Raw genomic sequence first — 17,747 nt, forward strand, 5'->3', positions numbered from 1 at the left:
CATGCGGAAGATGCATCTGGTCGCCTACATGAAGACGGGGCCCTCGGCGAGCTATCCCAGCACCTGGCGCCACCCGACCGCGACGCTGGATGATCTGTTCGAGCCGACGCGTTGGGAACGCATCGCGCAGGTGCTGGAAGCCGGCTTCTTCGATGCCTGCTTCTTCGCAGATGGGCTCGGCGTGCCCGATCTCTACAAGGGCAATTTCGACGATTACGTGGCGCGCGGCGGGCAGCTCTCGCTGCTGGACCCGATGACCCTGCTGCCGCTGATGGCGCGGGTCACGACGCGCCTCGGACTCGGCGCCACGCTCTCCACCACCTTCCACAATCCCTACAATCTGGCACGCAGCCTTGGGTCGCTCGACATCCTCAGCAAGGGCCGCGTGGCCTGGAACGTCGTGACCACGGCGCGGGAGTTCGAGGCGCAGAATTGCGGGGAGGAAGGGCTGCCGCCGAAGGACCAGCGTTACGACCGCGCGGATGAGATCCTGGAAGCCTGCACCGCGCTGTGGGAGGGCTGGGACGCGGATGCGCTGGTGCTGGACAAGCAAAGCGGCGTCTTCGCGGACCCGTCGAAGATCCGCTACGCGAACTACAAGGGGAAGTACGTGGCCAGCCGCGGGCCGCTGTCCATCCCGCGATCACCGCAGGGCAGGCCCGTCATCATGCAGGCGGGGTCGTCCGATCGCGGGCGGGCCTTCGCGGCGCGATGGGCGGAGATGATCTTCTGCTCGCCCGCGACGAAATCCGCGGCGCTTGCCTATCGCACCGACATCCGCGCGCGGATGGACGCCATCGGCCGCAACCCCGATGAATGCGCGGTGCTGCCTTCCTTCACCGTGGTGCTGGGGGAAACGGAATCGATCGCGCGGGAGAAGGCGGCCTTCATCGAAAGCCAGGTGGACCCGGAACTCGTCATCGCCGCCGCCTCCTGGTCCGTCGCCGCCGATCTCAGCGTGATCGATGATGAGGGCGCGTTGGTCGCGCAATCCGGGAACCAGGGCGTGCAGGGCCACCGCGACCGGATGATGCAGGTGGCGAAGGCGAAGGGCATCAGCTTCGCCCAGGCCGTGCGCCTGCCGCGGGACATGGTTGTTGGCACGGCGGCGCAGGTGGCGGACATGATGGAGGATTGGTTCAAATCCGGCGCGGCGGATGGCTTCATCCTGCCGCCCACGGTCTTCCCCACGACCTTCGAGGAAGTGGCGACGATGCTGGTGCCCGAATTGCAGCGCCGCGGCCTGTTCCGCACGCGCTACGCGGCGGCGACGCTGCGGGGCAACCTTCTCGACGCCGGTTGATCAGCGGATCTGGAAGCGCACCGGCACCGTCACTTCCAGCAGGTCGCCCTCCATCCCCGCGGGGAAGGCGGGCAGCGTGGCGCGCTGGATCATCTGCTCCACGGCTGAATCCAGCTCCGCGTCGCCGGACCCGCGCGCGATCTGCCAGCGCGCCACGCGGCCATCCCGCAGCACGGTGAAGCGCAGCATGGCGACGCCGCTGGCGCGCCGCGCCCGGGCACCATCGGGATAGCGCTTCTGCCGCTCCAGCGCGCCCGCCAGGGCCTGGAGGTAGGAGGGCGGCGGGCCGGAGGCCGCGACGGGCGCCGGCGGGCCTGGGGAGGCTGTGGGCACCGTTGACGGCGCGGGGGATGGCATGGCGGCGGAGGCCGGGACGCGCGCCACCGGCGGCCGTGGCGGCGCGGGGCGCGGCGGCGGGGCAGCCGGGCGCGGGGGCTCGGGCGGCGGCGGCTCCGGTGCGGGTTCCGGCGCCGGTTCTGGCGGCGGCGGCTCCGGCTCCGGCTCCGGCTCCGACGGGGGCGGCTCGGGCTGCGGCGGTTCGGGCGGCGCGGGTTCGGGCGGCGGGGACTGCGCGGGCTGGGCCTCGGCCTGCTGCGCGGCGGGGGCCTCGCTCTCCTCCATCACCGGATCGGCGAGCACGGCCTGGAGGGGGATTAGAACGGGTTCCTGCAGGGCCTGCGCGGGCGGGGCCAGCAGCAGCCAGGCGGCGACGCCGCCATGCAGCGACAGCGCCAGGCCGGCGCCCACCGCGCGCGGCCAGCGCGGCGCCGTCACCACCAGCCACGCGGGTTTAGCGGCGCCCACCGGCATCGGGCTCCGAGATCAAAGCAACGCGGGAGATGCCGGCGGCGGCGACGCGGCCCATGACGCGCAGCACATCGCCATAGGGCACGTTGCGGTCGCCGCGGACATGCACGGTGACATTCTCATTCGCCTGGCGCAGCGCCACCAGGCGATCGGACAGCCCGGCTTCCTCGATGCGGTCCTGGTCCAGGTGGATGGCGCCGTCGCGCGTCACGGTCAGCAGCACGGGCGGCTGGGGGCTGGAGGCGCGGGGCGCGGCGCTGCGCGGCAGATCCACCGGCACGCCCGCCTGCATCATCGGCGCCGCCACCATGAAGATGATCAGCAGCACCAGCATCACATCGACGAAGGGTGTCACGTTGATCTCTGCGATCGGCTGGTCCTCGCCCTCATCCTCGCCAGCCATACGGAAGGCCATGGCACTACTCCGCCGCGCGGGAGGCGCGGGGCGGGCGGGCGGAGAGCCGCGCGCCGACGGTCGCGATGGCGGACAGCGCTTCCTGCCGCAGCCGCGCGAAACGCAGCGTGATGCGGTTATAGGCGATGACGGCGGGGATGGCGGCGACCAGGCCGATGGCGGTGGCCAGCAACGCTTCCGCGATGCCGGGCGCCACGACGGCCAGGCTGGTGTCCTGCATCTTCGCGATGCCCTGGAAACTGCCCATGATGCCCCAGACCGTGCCGAACAGCCCGACGAAGGGCGCCACGGCGCCGGTGGTGGCCAGGATCGGTACGCCGCCCTGCATGCCGCGCAGCGCGCTGCCCAGAAGGTCGCGCATCGCGCGCTCGATCCTCTCCCGGTATTCGCCGCGGCTTTCGCCCTGTTCGCGGCCTTCCGACCATTCGCGCGCGGCGGCGCGATGCAGGCGGGCGGCCAGGCCCTCCCCCGTATGGGTGGCCTCCATATGCGACAGGGCGGCGACTTCCCGCCTCAGGCGGCGCAGCAGGATCGCGTTCTCGATCGCCACCGCCCAGCAGGCGACGGAGGCCAGAGCGAGCACCGCCATGACGCCCTGCACCACCGGCCCGGCCTGGAGGATGAGGCCGACCGGCGACAGGTCCGGCCCATGCATGGCTTCCTGCATCACGCGACCTCCGCCCATTGCCGAAGCAGGTTGTGATAGACGCCCGTCAGCGCGACCGGCCCGCCATGGGAGGGCGGCAGCTCCGCCATCACGCCGTTGATCGCCATGTCGAGGTCGAAGAGCAGCCGGCGCTGCATGTCATCGCGGATCATCGACTGCACCCAGAAGAAGGCGGAGACGCGGCTGCCGCGCGTCACGGGTTCCACCCGGTGCAGGCTGGTGGCGGGATAGACCACGGCGTGGCCGGCCGGCAGCTTCACCCGCTGTTCGCCATAGGTGTCCTGCACCACGAGCTCGCCGCCCTCATATTCCTCAGGCGGCGTCAGGAACAAGGTGCAGGAGACGTCGGTGCGGATGCGGTGGGGCGTGCCGCGGATCTGGCGGATCGCGTTGTCCACATGCGCGCCGAAATCCATCCCCGGATCGTAGCGGTTGAACAGCGGGGGGAAGACGCGGAAGGGCAGGACGGCGGAGATGAACAGCGCCGACCGTCCGAGCCCGCCGAGCACGAGATCGCCGAGCTCCTGGTGCAGCCTGGTGCCTTCCTCGATCTGAAGGTTGTGCTTCACCCCCGCGGATTGGTGCCCGGCCGTGGCGCGGCCATCGATCCAGGGCGCGGCGGAAAGGGCGGCATGCGCACGCGCCGCCTCCTCCGCCGTCAGGACATCGGCGATCTCGACCAGCATCAGAAACGCACCGCCGCGCTGGCGATGAAGGTGCGGCCGACGCCGGGGACGACATGGCCGGTATAGACCGTGTCATAGGTTCGGGCATCGCCCAGGTTGATGGCGTTCAGCTGCACGCGGAGCCCCTGCAGGTTGGACTGGCTCGGGTTCCAGGCCAGGGCTGCGTCGAGCCTGGTGTAGGACGGTGCCAGCGCGGTGTTGGTCGTGTTGGCGAAGCGCCGGTCTACGAAGGACAGGCCGCCGCCGACCTGGATGTCGCCCGGCAGGTCATAGGTGGACCAGAGCGACGCCGAGTGCGGCGGGACGTTGGCGAATTCCTTGCCGACTTCCGCCGCGTTGCCGGAACTGCGGATTTCCGACTGCATGTAGGTGTAGCCGGCCATGACGTTCCAGCCCGGCATGATGCGGCCCTGGACGGAGACCTCCGCGCCATCCACGCGCACCTGGCCATCCAGCACCTGCAGCGTGGAATTGGCGGGGTCGCTGGTGCGGGCGTTCAGCTTCTCCGTCCGGAACAGCGCGCCTTGCAGGCGCACGCCATCCGCGATGTTCCAGGACGCGCCGAATTCGTAGGTGGTCGCGGTTTCCGGCGCGAGATTCGCATTGTTCGCCGCCAGCGTCAGCGATTCGGCGGAGGGGTTGAAGGAGGTGCCGGCGGAGACGTAGGTGCGCACACCCTCCCACGGCTTGAAGATCAGCGCGCCGCGCCAGGTCGCTTCCTGGTCCGTTCGGCTGAAGACCTGCGAGTTGCCGCGGTTGGTCTGGGATGCGTCGAAGCTCTCCCACCGCCCGCCGAGCATGACTTCCCATTGCTCGCTGAGGTGGATGCGGTCCACGACGTAGAAGGCCATGGTGTCGGCGGAGGTCTTGATGTCCGACGCCAGGGACGTGACGATGTTGCCGGTGGCGTAGAAATCGGGCGAGAGCAGGTTGGCGAGGGGCCGGCCGGTCTGGTTGTAGCGCGTGACTTCCGAGGATTCCCGCCCGAACTCCACGCCCGCCAGGATGTCATGGCGGAAGCCCAGCAGGTTGAGGTTCAGCGAGGCCTCCGACTGGTTCACCATCATGGTGTCGAAGCCGGACCGCACCTGGGACTGCCGCGTGATGGCGGTGCCGGTCGCGTTCAGGCGCGGCGCGGTGGCGGAGACGTCGCGGGAGTAGTTCGCCCAGCGCGTGGTGTTGCGCAGCAGCACGCCTTCATTCACGCGGTGTTCGAGCCGCGCGGTGAAGACATCGGTCTGCGTGTTCTCCTCATCGGTCTGGTTCAGGCCATAGAAGGTGTTGGTCGAGACGCGCAGCGGGCGGCCGTTGCGGTAGGGCACGCCGTAATCCGGCATGTTGCGTTCCTCCTGGTGCAGCCAGGACAGGGTCAGGGAGGTCGGCCCGCCGATGCCCCAGGTGACGGAGGGGAAGACGCCCCAGCGTTCGTTGAAGACGTGGTCGCGCTGCGATGCATCGATGCGCGACCCCATCGCGGCGATGCGCGCGGCCACGTCGCCGGCGCGGATGTTCACGTCGCTGGTGGCGCGGACGCCGGAGGGCGAGTAGCCGGAGATCCAGACCTCGCCCTGGTTCGTCGCCAGCGGCAGGCGCGACCGCTGGTCCACCGCGCCGCCCGTCGATCCCCGGCCGAACATGACGGAGGACGGGCCCTTCAGCACATCGACCGATTCCAGGAAGAAGGTGTCGCGCGTGTACTGGCCGGTGTCCCTGATGCCATCGATGAAGAAGTCGCTGCGGGCGGAGAAGCCGCGGAGCGTGAGGTTGTCGCCGCTGAACCCGCCCTCACCGGCCGAGAGGCTGATGCCGGTGACGTTGCGCAGCGCCTCCCGCACGGTCGTCGCGGCGCGTTCCTCCATCACCGCGCGGGGGATGACGTTGACGGTCTGCGGCATCTCCCCGGCCGTGACGGGGCTGCGGCTGAGCGGCGCGGTTTCCGTGCGGTAGGTGGAGGGCGCCTGGCCGGTGATGCCGATTTCCGGCAGCGCGGCGGACGGGGCTTCCTGGCCGGTGGCGGCAGGCGCGCCGAGCGCGGTGACGAGGCCGATACCCGCCAGGCCGAGCGTCGGCTTCAGCAGGCCGGGAGTCATGAGGGGGGCGGGCTTCACGGGCGGGGCGCTCCAGGGGCTCGAAGTGGCGCCTGGCTGGCTTGCGCGCGGGGGAGGAGCGGCCCGGTGCTGGCTGGCTTGGCAGAAAGGACACCGCCTTTCCGGCGGGTCCGACGCGATTAGACTGTTTGCGAATGCCTCGCAATATCACGGACTGTGACGGATGGTCTTGCGGGCATTGAAAAGCTGTAAGATTCTGCCGCGCTCATCAGGAAAGCCGCCGCCATGCAGGATCTGCTGCCGATCGCCGCCCGCATCGGCGAACTGCTCAAGGCCCGCGGGGAAACGGTGGCGGTGTCCGAATCCGCCGCCGGCGGGCTGGTCGCGGCCAGCCTCCTCGCCCTGCCCGGCGCCAGCGCGTATTTCCGCGGCGGCGCCGTGGTCTACACGGCGCAGGCGCGCGGCGGCTTGCTCGGCATCACGCACGATGACATGCGCGGGATGCGGTCGGCGTCGGAGCCCTATGCCGCGCTCTGTGCGGCGACGATCCGGCGCAAGCTCGACGCGGATTGGGGCGTTGCGGAGACGGGCGCGGCGGGGCCTTCGGGCAATCGCTACGGCGATGCGGCCGGCCATGCCTGCCTGGCGGTGACGGGTGCCGTGACGCGCGTGACGACGCTGGAGACGGGCAGCGCGGATCGGGCGGACAACATGCGCCGCTTCGCGGCGGCCGCGCTGATACTGCTGGAACAGGCGATCACCGACGCGGGCTGAACCCGGCGGGACCGATCACGTTAACTCGGCTTCATCCGCAGCCGAGGTTGCATGCCCGACAAGCCCACCGCCCCCCATGGCGCGGCCGATCTGCCGCGACTGCGCCTCGATGCCTACAACGCGGAACTGCATGACCCCGACGGGCCGGGCTTCCTCGGCGACCGGGCCAGCAACCGCGCCTTCATGGAAATGCTCGATGACTGGCGCACCCGCGTGCGGCGCGCGTCGGGGGGCGAGGATCCGCTGGAGGATGCCGTCGGCGAAGGCCGGCCCACGCGGGCGATCGACCGGGCGGAGTTGGACGCCATGCTGGATAGCACCGCGGAGGACCCCGAAGCGGCGGGCCTCGTGCATTCCGCCATCGAGGATTTCGCGCAGGACATGGCCGCGGTGGTGCGCCGCTTCCTGCGCCTGCCGGATTGGCAGGGCACCGAACGCATCGCGGTTGGCGGCGGCTTCCTGGAGGCGAAGGTGGGGCTGATGGCGGTGGGGCGCCTCGGCGTTCTGCTGCGCGCGGCCGGGGAGCCGGTGCGCGTCGCGCCGGTGCTGCACCACCCCGACGACGCCGCGCTGTGCGGCGCGCCGCATCTGGCGCCGCCCGCGCTGCTGGAAGGCTTCGATGCCTGCCTGGCCGTCGATATCGGTGGAACGAACATGCGCGCCGGGCTGGTCGCGCTCGGCGATGCGGCGGATCTGTCGGGCGCCAGCGTCCTCGATTCCGAACGATGGAAGCATGCGGAGGAAGCGCCCGGGCGCGACGAGGCGGTGGCGAAGCTGGCCTCCCTGCTGGCGCATATGGTGGACCATGCCGCGGTGATGGGCAGGCGGCTGGCGCCCTTCATCGGCATCGGCTGCCCTGGTGTGATCACGCGGGATGGGCGCATCGCCCGCGGCGGCCAGAACCTGCCGGGCGGCAATTGGGAGGATGAGGATTTCCGGCTGCCGGAGGCGCTGGCGGCCGCGCTGCCAACGATCGACGGCGTGGCGCCGACCATCATCCTGCACAATGACGCCGTCGTGCAGGGGCTGAGCCAGGCGCCGGCGATGGGGGATGTGGAGCGCTGGGGCGTGCTGACCATCGGCACGGGGCTCGGCAATGCGCGGTTCAGCAACCCGCGCTAGCGGCGCCCCCGCTTCGTGGGCGGCTCCGGCTCCGGCCCCGCGGCGCGGGCCAGGACAAGGCCGAAGGCGGCCCGCGTCGGCACGTCGAGCCGGCGGTAGTGGCGCAGCAGCGCTTCCTCATCCGGCGCCAGCAGGCCGAGATCGCCCTGCGGTTCCTCCAGCATGTGCGGCGGGATGAGGTCGCCGGGCTCCAGTCCCAGCACGAAGGCTTCGTCGACATCGAGGGCAGCCGCGAGGCGCCTCAGCGCCTGGCCGCGCGGCAGGGCGCCATCGCCCCGCAGCAGGGCGGCGATGGTGCCGGGCTTGAGGCCGGCAGCGAGGTCCACCTCCTCCGCCACCAGGCCGAGGCGGTCGAGGCGTCCATCGATGCGGGCGATGATCTCGGGGTTCAACTCCATGCGGCGGCTTAGCGGATGGGTGGGGCCGGTTCAACGACACCGGCGCGTTGATTAAGCAGCCGCGCGACATGACGTTGCTTCCCTGCCCTGCCATGGGGCGGTTAGCTTCGCGGCGATCCCGCCACGCATAATTTCACGATGCTAAACGGTTTTTACCTTGACGGCGCGTGGTAGCCAGCGCATCTCCCGGGGGCCTGATGAGGATCACGCACCGTGCACCCGCCCCTGACCACCATCGTCGCCTTGGCCTGCCCGGGCACGCGGCGAATGCGGCGCTGTCGCCGCGGCTGAAGGCCGCCCCACGACACCGTCCCTGGTCACGCTTCCGGAGTGCATTCCATGATCGAATCCCGTCCCATCGACATCGATGGCCGTTTCGTCGGCGTCGCGGTCAATTCATCCCTCTCCTGGCATTTCGTCGCGGTGGATCCCGTGCTGGACGATCTGCACGGCACGCATTTCACCAGTGCCGAGGAAGTCGCCCGCGTGGCGCGCCTGGTGCTGGCGCGCGCCACGACGCGCAGGCCCCACTGACGCAACGAAGCCGATGGCAGACCTGCTCACCGCGAGGGTTGCCGCGCGCCTGGCGCCGCGCCACATGGCCGACGCCATGCCGGACAACACCTCCCCGACCGTGACCCCCTGGGCGATCACGCTGGATCGCCTCACGAAACGCTTCGCCCGCGGCAACACCCTGGCGCTGGACGATGTTTCGCTCAGCGTGCGGGAAGGCGAGGTCTTCGGCATCGTCGGACGGTCGGGCGCTGGCAAGTCCACGCTGATCCGCAGCGTCAACCTGCTGGAGCGGCCGGATAGCGGTGGCGTCACCGTGCTGGGGCAGGACCTGCTGGCGCTGGATGATGCGGGGCTGCGCGAAGCGCGGCGCGGCATCGGCATGGTGTTCCAGCACTTCAACCTGCACACGCGCCGCACGGTGGCGGAGAATGTCGCCTTCCCGCTGGAAGTCGCCGGACTGCCCGCCGCCGAACGCCGCGCGCGCGTCGCGGAAATCCTGCCGCTGGTGGGGCTGGAGGGGAAGCGGGATGCCTATCCCGCGCAGCTTTCCGGCGGGCAGAAGCAGCGCGTCGGCATCGCGCGCGCCCTCGCCTCGCGCCCCCGCATCCTGCTGTGCGACGAGGCGACGAGCGCGCTGGACCCCGAGACGACGCGGGAGATCCTGGCGCTGATCCGCGACCTTCGCACCAGGCTCGACCTGACCGTGCTGCTCATCACCCATGAGATGGCGGTGGTGAAGGCGATCTGCGATCGCGTCGCCGTGATGGAAGCGGGCCGCGTGATCGAGCACGGGCCCGTCTTCTCCGTCTTCACGCGCCCCGAACACGCGACCACGCGCAGCTTCGTGGCGGAGGTGATCGGCCATGGCGTGCCGGAAAGCACAATCGCCCGCCTGCCCGCGCCGCGCGCGGGGGAGGTGCGCCGCCTGGCGCAGGTGGTCTTCACCGGGCCGAATTCGACCCGCGCGGTGGTGAGCGAGGCGAGCCGGGACTACGGGCTCGACATCAACATCGTCTCCGGCCGGGTGGACGACATCGCGGGGGAGCCCTTCGGCGTGATGGCGCTGGCGGCCTATGGGCCGGATGGCGCCATCGACGCGGCCTTCGGCTGGATGCGGGACCTGGGCCTGACGGTGACGGAGATCGCGGCATGAGCTGGCTGGCCCCCGCGCTGCAGGATTTGCTGGTGGAGGCGCTGTGGGACACGGCGCTGATGGTGGGTGCTTCCGCCGCCATAGCCGCCATCATCGGCCTGCCCATCGCGCTGCTGCTGCATGCGACGGCGCCGGGCGGGCTGGCGCCCAATGCCTGGATCAACCGGCCACTCGGCCTGGTGGTGAATGCCACGCGGTCCACGCCCTTCATCATCCTGATGGTGGCGATCGTGCCCTTCACGCGGCTGGTTGCCGGCACCTCCATCGGCACCGGCGCGGCCATCGTGCCGCTGGCGCTGGCCGCGACCGCCTTCCTGGCCAGGCTGTTCGAGAATGCGCTACGCGAAGTCGATCCCGGCGTGATCGAGGCCGCGCGCGCCATGGGTGCGACGCGGATGCAGATCGTGGCCAAGGTGCTGGTGCCGGAAGCGCTGCCGGGGCTGGTCGCAGCCACCACCGTCGCGCTGGTTTCGCTGGTGGGATTTTCCGCCATGGCGGGGGCGGTGGGCGGCGGCGGGCTCGGTGACCTCGGCATTCGTTTCGGCTATCAACGTTTCATGCCCGAAGTGATGGCGACCGTCGTCGTCATCCTCATCGTCTTCGTGCAGGCGCTGCAATCGCTGGGCGATTGGCTGGTGCGCCGGCTGTCGCATCGTTGATCTGACAAGGAACCACCCATGATCTCTCGTCGCACCCTCGCACTGGCCGGCGCCGCGCTGCCCTTCGCCGCGCACGCGCAGGACATCGGCACCACGCAGCGGCCGCTGCGCATCGGCGTCACCGCCGGCCCCCATGCGCAGGTGATGGAGAAGGTGCGGGAGATCGCGGCGCGCGACGGCCTGGCGCTCCGCATCGTCGAGTTCCAGGACTTCATCCAGCCGAATGTCGCGCTCGCCGCCGGCGACCTGGACGCCAACAGCTACCAGCACCAGCCCTTCCTGGACCAGCAGGTGCGCGACCGCCGGCTGGCGCTGGTCAGCGTGGCGAAGACCATGATCTTCCCCATGGGCCTCTATTCCCGCCGCCACCGCGCGGCCAGCGCCATCCCGAATGGCGGGCGCGTGGCGATCCCGAACGACCCGACCAATGGCGGCCGCGCGCTGGTGCTGCTGGCGTCGAACGGCGTGTTCAAGCTGCGCGACGGCGCAGATTTCCGCGCGACCGTCGCCGACATCACGGAAAACCCGCGTCGCATCCGCGTGGTGGAACTGGAAGCGGCGCAGCTGCCGCGGGTGCTGGAGGAGGTGGAGGCCGCCACCATCAACACCAACTTCGCCATCCCCGCGGGGTTGAACCCGGTGCGGGACGCGATCGCGCTGGAATCCAGCGACAGCCCCTATGCCAACCTCATCGCCGTGCGCCAGCAGGACCAGGGCGCACCCTGGGTGCGGCGCCTGGTCGCGGCCTACCAGACGCAGGAGGTGAAGGACTTCGTCCAGACCACCTTCCAGGGCGCCGTGGTCCCGGCGTTCTGATGATATCCGTGCCCTCAAGCGCCGGGCGCCGCCTCCGGCGGCTTGGCTCGCCGCATAGGCGGCGGGCCGCGTTCGCGGCCTCGGCCGCCGAGAGCGGCCGCAGAACTGTCTGAGCGATACGACCAGGGAGGCGCCGATGAGCGCAGCACGGCAGTTGCACCTCGGCGCCTTCATGCGCCCCGTCAGCATCCACACCGGCGCCTGGCGCTACCCCGGCGCCTGGGCGGATGCGAATTTCAGCTTTCCCCGGCTGAAATACCTGATCCAGCGGCTGGAGGCGGCGAAGTTCGACGCCTTCTTCATGGCGGATCACCTGGCGCTGCTGAACATGCCGATCGAGGCGCTGCGCCGCAGCCATACCGTCACCAGCTTCGATCCGCTGACCCTGCTGCCCGCTTTGGCCGCGGTGACGGAGCGCATCGGCCTGATCGCCACGGCATCGACGACCTACAACGATGCCTATCACGTCGCGCGGAAATTTGCCTCGCTGGACCATATCAGCAATGGCCGCGCGGGCTGGAATTTGGTGACCACCGCCAACCCCGATGCCGCGCTGAATTTCGGCCATGACGCCCACATGGCGCATGGCGAACGCTACAAGCGCGCCCGCGAATTCCATGACGTCGTCACCGGCCTGTGGGACAGCTTCGCCGACGATGCCTTCATCCGTGACCAGGAAACCGGGATCTTCTGGGACCCCGCGCGGATGCATGTGCTGGACCACAAGGGGCCGGAACTCTCTGTGCGCGGGCCGCTGAACGTGGCGCGCCCCGTGCAAGGCTGGCCTGTCATCGTGCAGGCCGGGGCCTCCGACGCGGGGCGGCAGATCGCCGCCGAGACGGCGGAAATGGTCTTCGCCGCCGGCGGTAAGCTGGAGGATGCGCAGGCCTACTACGCCGATGTGAAGGGCCGCGCGGCCCGCTACGGCCGCGACCCGGACCGCATCAAGATCCTGCCCGGCGCGCTGGTCATCGTGGGCGACACGGTGGCGGAAGCGCGCGCGAAGCACCGGCACCTCGACAGCCTCGTGCACCTCGACAGCGCCATCGGGTCGCTGTCGGTCGCGCTCGGCGTGGATGCGCGGCAGTTCGACCTGGATGCGCCCCTGCCCGAGATTCCGGAGACGGAGGGCGGCAAGTCCGGCCGCGAACGCGCCATCACCATGGCGCGGCGGGAGAATTTGACCGTGCGCGAACTGGCGCAGCGGCTCGGCGGCTATGGCGGGCTGGCGCTGGTCGGCACGGCCGCGACCATCGCGGATGAGATGGAGCGCTGGCTGGACGGGCGCGGCTGCGATGGCTTCAACATCATGTTCCCCTTCGTGCCGGCGGGGCTCGACGAGTTCTGCGACCAGGTCGTGCCGGAACTGCAGCGCCGCGGGCTGTTCCGGACGGAATACGAGGGCACGACGCTGCGCGAGCACCTCGGCCTGGAACGGCCCGCGAACCGCTTCTTCCCTGAGTGAATCAGGCTGCGCGGCGATTCCACGGCATCGCCGCCAGCGCATTCGCCATCGGGCAGAAGCCGGTGACGCCCGCCATCACCAGCCCGGCGCCGACCACGCCCGACAGCGCGATGAAGCCGGGATGCACCGCGGCCGCCAGCACCGCGCCCAGCAGCGCCAGCCCGCCCGCCACGATCTGCACCTGGCGCATGATCGGCAGGGGCGCGCGGCGATCCTCCGCGACCGGCACGCCGGCAGCCCGCAGCGCCGCCAGGCCGCCCTCCACCGCGAAGGCCTCGCCCGCCCCTGCCCTGGCCGCCAGCGCGCCACCAGCCTGGCTGGTACGGGCGCCGGAGGCACAGTGGAACAGCAGCACCTCCGCCCGCGGCGGGGGCGAATCCGGCAGCCGGGACAGCGGCCAATGGGCGGAGCCCGGGACATGGGCACGGGCGCGTTCATCCGCCTCCCGCACATCCACCAGCGCGGCGCGGCCATCCCGCAGCAGCGCGGCGGCCTGGTCGGCGGCGATCATCCTCAGGGTCATGGCGGCATCCTTGAGCAGGGGTGGCGGCAGCACTACATTCGATTTCTCTTATTTAGAGTGTTCTTACGTTGATGGAAGACCCCCATGACCGAATCCCACACCCTCCCCTGCCCGCATTGCGGCGCCGCGAACCGGGTGCCGGCCGCCCGCCTAGCGGAGGACCCGCGCTGCGGCGCCTGCCGCAAACCACTGTTCACGGGCGCGCCGCTGGCGCTGGATGAGGCCGGGTTCCGGCGGCATCTGCGGCTGTCCACCATCCCGCTGCTGGTCGATTTCTGGGCGTCCTGGTGCGGCCCCTGCCGCGCCATGGCCCCGGCCTTCGAGGCCGCGGCGAAGGAGTTGGAGCCGGGGATGCGGCTGGTGAAGGTCTCCACCGAGGAAGCGCCGGCGCTGGCCGCCGCACTCTCCATCACCAGCATCCCGACGCTGGCGCTGTTCCGAGGGGGGCAGGAAGTGGCGCGCCAGGCGGGGGCGTTGCCGGCGGGCCAGATCGTCGCCTGGGCACGAAACCGTTAGCGGCCCGCCGGGCTCAGCCGAGGTCGCTGCAGAACAGGTCCTTCAGCGTGGCGATCAGCGCCGCCACGCGGGGATCGGCGATGCGGTAGTGGATGGTCGTGCCGCTGCGGCGCGTCGCCACCAGCCCATCCTCCCGCAGCTTGGCCAAATGCTGGGACAAGGCGGGCTGGGACAGGCCGACATGGATCGCCAGGCTGCCGACCGAGGCCTCCCCCTCCACCAGCAGCTGGCACAGCAGCAGCAGGCGCCGTTCATTGCCGAGCAGGCGCAGCAGGGTCGCGGCCTCTGCCGCGCGCTCCTGCATGAGGAGGGCGCCGGGCGGCGTCAGGACGTCAGGCATCGGGGCATCCAGCATCTTCGCCCATGTGTGCCGCGGCCGGGTGGGGATCAAGGCCGTTGCGTTGCGACTGCCTCGCAATTGCGTTATGACTCTTCCGACCAGACAGGACAAGCACCTTGACCGAACCGCCGCCTCTTCCCGAGCCTCCCCCCCCCGCTGCCCCCACCGTGACCAGCGAGGCGCTGCTCCAGGGCGGGCGGGAGGCGACGATCCTGCATGGGGGGGAGGTCTATCGCCTCCGCCTGACCAGCAAGGACAAGCTGATCCTGACGAAATAGCCGCCCTGGCGGGATTGCCCTGGGGCCTGCCGCCACGGCAGGTTGCCGCCACCAAGGAAGGCGGGAACACCGGCGATGGCCCAATGGCTCAAGCGTTCGATCGCGGCGGATGACAAGGAAGCCGCGCAGGTCCAGGTCCGCGCGACGGTGGAATCGCTGCTCGCCGATATCGCGAAGCGCGGCGACGCGGCGGTGCGGGAGATGTCGGCCAGGTTCGATGGCTGGGACCGCGCCGATTTCCGCCTGACGGATGCGGAGATCCGCGCCTGCCTGGCGGAACTGCCGGCCCGCGCGCTGGACGATATCCGCTTCGCGCAGGAACAGGTGCGCAACTTCGCGCAGCACCAGCGCGAATCGATGAAGGACATCGAAGTCGAGACGCTGCCGGGCGTGGTGCTCGGCCACCGCAACATCCCCGTCAATTCGGTGGGTTGCTACGTGCCGGGCGGCAAGTATCCGCTGCTGGCCTCCGCCCACATGTCCGTGGTGACGGCGAAGGTCGCGGGCGTGCCGCGCATCGCCACCTGCGCGCCGCCCTATAACGGCAGGCCCGCGCCGGCGATCGTGGCGGCGCAGCACCTGGCGGGGGCGGATGAGATCCGTGTGCTGGGCGGCGTGCAGGCCGTGGGCGCCATGGCGCTGGGGACGGAAAGCATCGCCGCGGTGGACATGCTGGTGGGGCCCGGCAATGCCTATGTCGCGGAGGCCAAGCGGCAGTTGTTCGGCCGCGTCGGCATCGACCTCTTCGCGGGGCCGACGGAGACGCTGGTGATCGCGGACGACACCGTCGATGGCGAACTCTGCGCCACGGACCTGCTCGGCCAGGCGGAGCACGGCCCGACCAGCCCCGCCATCCTGCTGACGGATTCGGAAAAGCTGGCCCGCGACACGATGCGGGAGGTGGAACGCCTGCTGACGATCCTTCCCACCGCCAGCATCGCCGCCAAGGCCTGGGAAGACTATGGCGAGGTGATTGTCTGCGAGGACAAGGCGGAAATGCTGCGGGAGGCAAACCGCATCGCCTCCGAGCATGTGCAGGTGATGACCAGCGACGATGATTTCTTCCTGAAGAACATGACCAATTACGGCGCGCTGTTCCTCGGCCCGCGCACCAACGTGTCCTACGGCGACAAGGTCATCGGCACGAACCACACGCTGCCGACGCTCGGCGCGGCGCGCTACACGGGCGGCCTCTGGGTCGGCAAGTTCCTCAAGACCGTGACGTATCAGCGCGTGCTGACGGATGAGGCAAGCGCGATGGTGGGCGCCTATTGCTCCCGCCTCTGCATGCTGGAAGGTTTCGTGGGCCATGCGGAGCAGGCGAATATCCGTCTGCGGCGCTATGGCGGGCTGAATGTGCCCTACGGGCAGGCGGCGGAGTGAGCGCGTCCGATCGCCGGAGGGCGGAGCCTGCGGAGCAGGGGAGCACCGGCGGCGTGAATCGGCCGCGCCAGGCCATGGAACTGCCGAAGACACCGTCCTTCCGCCTCGATGGCCGCCGCGCGCTGGTGACGGGCGCCGGGCGCGGGATCGGCCTCGCCGCCGCCTGCGCGCTGGCGGAGGCTGGCGCGCATGTCGTGCTGGCCGCGCGGTCGGCGGAGGAGATCGGGGAAGCGGCGGAGGCCATCCGCGCGCAGGGCGGATCGGCGGAGGCGCTGGCGATGGATGTCGCCGACATCGACGACGCCACCGCGAAGATCGCGAAGGCCGGGCCGTTCCATGTGCTGGTGAACAACGCCGGCACCAACCGCCCCGCCGCCTTCCCCGATGTGACGCCGGCGGATTTCGACGCGGTGATGAACCTGAATGTCCGCGCCGCCTTCTTCGTGGCGCAGGCCGTGGCGAAGGGGATGATGGAGGCCGGCATCCCCGGCGCCATCATCCATGTCTCCTCGCAGATGGGGCATGTCGGCGGGGCGCGGCGCAGCGTCTATTGCGCGTCCAAATGGGCGATCGAGGGTATCGCGCGTGCGATGGCGATCGACCTCGCCCCCCATGGCATCCGCGTGAACACGCTCTGCCCCACTTTCATCGAGACGCCGATGACGAAGCCCTTCCTGCAGGACGCGGCCTTCAAGGCCAGCGTCGTGCAGAAGATCAAGCTCGGGCGGCTCGGCCAGGTGGAGGATCTGATGGGCGCGATCCTGTTCCTGGCCTCCGACGCCGCAAGCCTGATGACGGGGTCGTCGCTGCTGGTGGATGGGGGCTGGACGGCGGGCTAATCGGGTCGCGCGCCGGATTCCTGCACCACGCGGGACCACTTGGCCGCATCGGCCACGACCATGCGGGCGAAGGCCTCCGCCGTGCCGCCGACGATGTCGCCGCCTTCCTGGCGCACGCGGTCCGCGACGCCGGCGGCGCGCAGCGCGTCATTGGCCGCGGTGTTCAGGCGCTGCACCACGGCGGTGGGCGTGCCAGCCGGCACGAACAGGCCATACCAGGTGTTGGCATCGAAACCGGGAAAGCCCTGTTCGCCGATGGTGGGGACATCCGGCAGCACCGGGCTGCGCCGGGCGGCGGACACGGCGATGGCGCGCAGCCGGCCATCGCGGATGTTGGACAGCGCCGTGGGGACGGAGGACATCATCAGCGGCACGCGCCCCGCGATCACATCCGTCACCGCCGCCGCCGCGCCGCGATAGGGCACATGGGTGAAGCGGATGCCCGCCACGCCCTGGAACAATTCACCCGTGAGGTGGGAGACGGTGCCGTTGCCTGGGGTCGCGAGGTGCAGCCCCTCCGGCGTCCTGCGCGCATCGGCTACCACATCCTGCAAGGCGCGGTAGCGCGATCCCTCCCCCACCACCACCACATTCGGCGCATCCGCCAACTGCACGACGGGGATGAAATCCCGCTGCGTGTCGAAGGGAAGCCGCGCATAGAGCGAGGGGTTGATGGCGAAATGCGCGGTCTGGCCGAGCAGCACGGTGTAGCCATCGGGCGCCGCCTTCGCGACGGCATCGACGGCGATGTTGCCGCCGGCGCCGGCGCGGTTCTCCACCACGAAGGGCTGGCCGAGGATGCTGCCCATGCGGTCCGCGATGACGCGCGCGATCACATCCATCCCGCCGCCGCCGGTTCCGGGGACGATCATGCGGATGGGTCGCGCCGGCCATTCCTGCGCGCGGGCGGCGGAGGCCGGCAGCAGCGCCGCCGCCATCGCCGCGAAGTCCCGGCGGCCAAACGCCGGCGGACAAGCGTCTCGCATCGTTTCTCTCCCCAGGTGTCGTTCTTCTTGGTCCCCGGCAGGCGGGGGCAGCA

General features: G+C 70.4%; 21 protein-coding genes. 12 read left to right on the top strand and 9 right to left on the bottom strand.

Going from position 1 to position 17,747, the window contains the following annotated elements; genetic code table 11:
- Position 1: 1 nt before the first annotated feature.
- On the top strand, positions 2-1,303 hold the full coding sequence (locus ACTIE5_RS23440; protein WP_439552144.1) for an NtaA/DmoA family FMN-dependent monooxygenase: 1,302 nt from the start codon (positions 2-4) through the stop codon (positions 1,301-1,303).
- Here the strand turns inward: ACTIE5_RS23440 and ACTIE5_RS23445 are convergent, their stop codons facing one another.
- Genes ACTIE5_RS23445 through ACTIE5_RS23465 form a run of 5 tightly spaced genes read right to left on the bottom strand, consistent with a single transcriptional unit; the run spans position 1,304 to position 5,986 of the window.
- The gene (locus ACTIE5_RS23445) at positions 1,304-2,113 is read right to left on the bottom strand and encodes an energy transducer TonB (protein WP_439552145.1); all 810 of its coding nucleotides are present in this window, start codon (positions 2,111-2,113) and stop codon (positions 1,304-1,306) included. It abuts the gene before it with no gap.
- On the bottom strand, positions 2,094-2,525 hold the full coding sequence (locus ACTIE5_RS23450) for an ExbD/TolR family protein (protein ID WP_439552146.1): 432 nt from the start codon (positions 2,523-2,525) through the stop codon (positions 2,094-2,096). The genes ACTIE5_RS23445 and ACTIE5_RS23450 overlap by 20 nt, the downstream gene beginning before the upstream one ends.
- A gap of 4 nt (positions 2,526-2,529) precedes the next feature.
- Entirely contained in the window at positions 2,530-3,192 is a 663-nt protein-coding gene (locus tag ACTIE5_RS23455) for a MotA/TolQ/ExbB proton channel family protein (RefSeq protein WP_439552147.1), read from the bottom strand.
- Positions 3,192-3,878, bottom strand: coding sequence for a Fe2+-dependent dioxygenase (locus tag ACTIE5_RS23460; protein WP_439552148.1), 687 nt, complete (start codon positions 3,876-3,878; stop codon positions 3,192-3,194). The genes ACTIE5_RS23455 and ACTIE5_RS23460 overlap by 1 nt, the downstream gene beginning before the upstream one ends.
- Positions 3,878-5,986, bottom strand: coding sequence for a TonB-dependent receptor (locus ACTIE5_RS23465; protein ID WP_439552149.1), 2,109 nt, complete (start codon positions 5,984-5,986; stop codon positions 3,878-3,880). The genes ACTIE5_RS23460 and ACTIE5_RS23465 overlap by 1 nt, the downstream gene beginning before the upstream one ends.
- A 225-nt stretch (positions 5,987-6,211) precedes the next feature.
- On the opposite strand from ACTIE5_RS23465, the gene ACTIE5_RS23470 reads away from it, so the two are divergent.
- Both ACTIE5_RS23470 and ACTIE5_RS23475 read left to right on the top strand, forming a co-directional pair.
- Positions 6,212-6,700, top strand: a complete 489-nt coding sequence (locus tag ACTIE5_RS23470) for a CinA family protein (RefSeq protein ID WP_439552150.1) — start codon at positions 6,212-6,214, stop codon at positions 6,698-6,700.
- A gap of 51 nt (positions 6,701-6,751) precedes the next feature.
- Complete coding sequence (locus ACTIE5_RS23475) at positions 6,752-7,822, top strand: hypothetical protein (RefSeq protein WP_439552151.1); 1,071 nt, start codon at positions 6,752-6,754, stop codon at positions 7,820-7,822.
- On the opposite strand, the gene ACTIE5_RS23480 is transcribed toward ACTIE5_RS23475, so the two are convergent.
- The gene (locus ACTIE5_RS23480) at positions 7,819-8,220 is read right to left on the bottom strand and encodes a hypothetical protein (RefSeq protein WP_439552152.1); all 402 of its coding nucleotides are present in this window, start codon (positions 8,218-8,220) and stop codon (positions 7,819-7,821) included. The genes ACTIE5_RS23475 and ACTIE5_RS23480 overlap by 4 nt on opposite strands.
- A gap of 339 nt (positions 8,221-8,559) precedes the next feature.
- Here ACTIE5_RS23480 and ACTIE5_RS23485 point away from each other — a divergent pair, with 339 nt between their 5' ends.
- The 5 genes from ACTIE5_RS23485 (at position 8,560) to ACTIE5_RS23505 (ending at position 12,829) form a co-directional block, all read left to right on the top strand.
- A complete protein-coding gene (locus ACTIE5_RS23485; RefSeq protein ID WP_439552153.1) occupies positions 8,560-8,754 on the top strand; it encodes a hypothetical protein in 195 nt (64 codons plus the stop codon).
- 13 nt (positions 8,755-8,767) lie between these two features.
- A complete protein-coding gene (locus tag ACTIE5_RS23490; protein WP_439552154.1) occupies positions 8,768-9,889 on the top strand; it encodes a methionine ABC transporter ATP-binding protein in 1,122 nt (373 codons plus the stop codon).
- 5 nt (positions 9,890-9,894) lie between these two features.
- Positions 9,895-10,548, top strand: a complete 654-nt coding sequence (locus ACTIE5_RS23495; RefSeq protein WP_439552376.1) for a methionine ABC transporter permease — start codon at positions 9,895-9,897, stop codon at positions 10,546-10,548.
- 18 nt (positions 10,549-10,566) lie between these two features.
- Positions 10,567-11,364: a MetQ/NlpA family ABC transporter substrate-binding protein gene (locus ACTIE5_RS23500; RefSeq protein ID WP_439552155.1), complete on the top strand. Its 798-nt coding sequence runs from the start codon at positions 10,567-10,569 to the stop codon at positions 11,362-11,364.
- 136 nt (positions 11,365-11,500) lie between these two features.
- A complete protein-coding gene (locus ACTIE5_RS23505) occupies positions 11,501-12,829 on the top strand; it encodes an LLM class flavin-dependent oxidoreductase (protein WP_439552156.1) in 1,329 nt (442 codons plus the stop codon).
- Position 12,830: 1 nt separating this feature from the next.
- Here the strand turns inward: ACTIE5_RS23505 and ACTIE5_RS23510 are convergent, their stop codons facing one another.
- A complete protein-coding gene (locus ACTIE5_RS23510; protein ID WP_439552157.1) occupies positions 12,831-13,352 on the bottom strand; it encodes a rhodanese-like domain-containing protein in 522 nt (173 codons plus the stop codon).
- An 84-nt stretch (positions 13,353-13,436) separates the two neighbouring features.
- Here ACTIE5_RS23510 and trxC point away from each other — a divergent pair, with 84 nt between their 5' ends.
- On the top strand, positions 13,437-13,868 hold the full coding sequence (gene trxC / locus ACTIE5_RS23515) for a thioredoxin TrxC (protein ID WP_439552158.1): 432 nt from the start codon (positions 13,437-13,439) through the stop codon (positions 13,866-13,868).
- A 13-nt stretch (positions 13,869-13,881) separates the two neighbouring features.
- On the opposite strand, the gene ACTIE5_RS23520 is transcribed toward trxC, so the two are convergent.
- The gene (locus ACTIE5_RS23520) at positions 13,882-14,208 is read right to left on the bottom strand and encodes an ArsR/SmtB family transcription factor (RefSeq protein ID WP_439552159.1); all 327 of its coding nucleotides are present in this window, start codon (positions 14,206-14,208) and stop codon (positions 13,882-13,884) included.
- Between the two features lie 116 nt (positions 14,209-14,324).
- Here ACTIE5_RS23520 and hemP point away from each other — a divergent pair, with 116 nt between their 5' ends.
- The 3 genes from hemP to ACTIE5_RS23535 all read left to right on the top strand — a co-directional run bounded on the left by hemP (position 14,325) and on the right by ACTIE5_RS23535 (position 16,708).
- Entirely contained in the window at positions 14,325-14,486 is a 162-nt protein-coding gene (hemP, locus tag ACTIE5_RS23525; protein WP_439552160.1) for a hemin uptake protein HemP, read from the top strand.
- A gap of 75 nt (positions 14,487-14,561) precedes the next feature.
- Positions 14,562-15,869, top strand: a complete 1,308-nt coding sequence (gene hisD, locus ACTIE5_RS23530; RefSeq protein WP_439552161.1) for a histidinol dehydrogenase — start codon at positions 14,562-14,564, stop codon at positions 15,867-15,869.
- Positions 15,870-15,922: 53 nt separating this feature from the next.
- Complete coding sequence (locus ACTIE5_RS23535; protein ID WP_439552162.1) at positions 15,923-16,708, top strand: SDR family NAD(P)-dependent oxidoreductase; 786 nt, start codon at positions 15,923-15,925, stop codon at positions 16,706-16,708.
- On the opposite strand, the gene ACTIE5_RS23540 is transcribed toward ACTIE5_RS23535, so the two are convergent.
- Positions 16,705-17,694, bottom strand: a complete 990-nt coding sequence (locus ACTIE5_RS23540; protein ID WP_439552163.1) for a tripartite tricarboxylate transporter substrate binding protein — start codon at positions 17,692-17,694, stop codon at positions 16,705-16,707. The two genes, ACTIE5_RS23535 and ACTIE5_RS23540, sit on opposite strands and share 4 nt — an antisense overlap.
- Positions 17,695-17,747 lie beyond the last annotated feature (53 nt).

The organism is Falsiroseomonas sp. (assembly GCF_051859025.1).
Lineage (GTDB): Bacteria > Pseudomonadota > Alphaproteobacteria > Acetobacterales > Acetobacteraceae > Falsiroseomonas.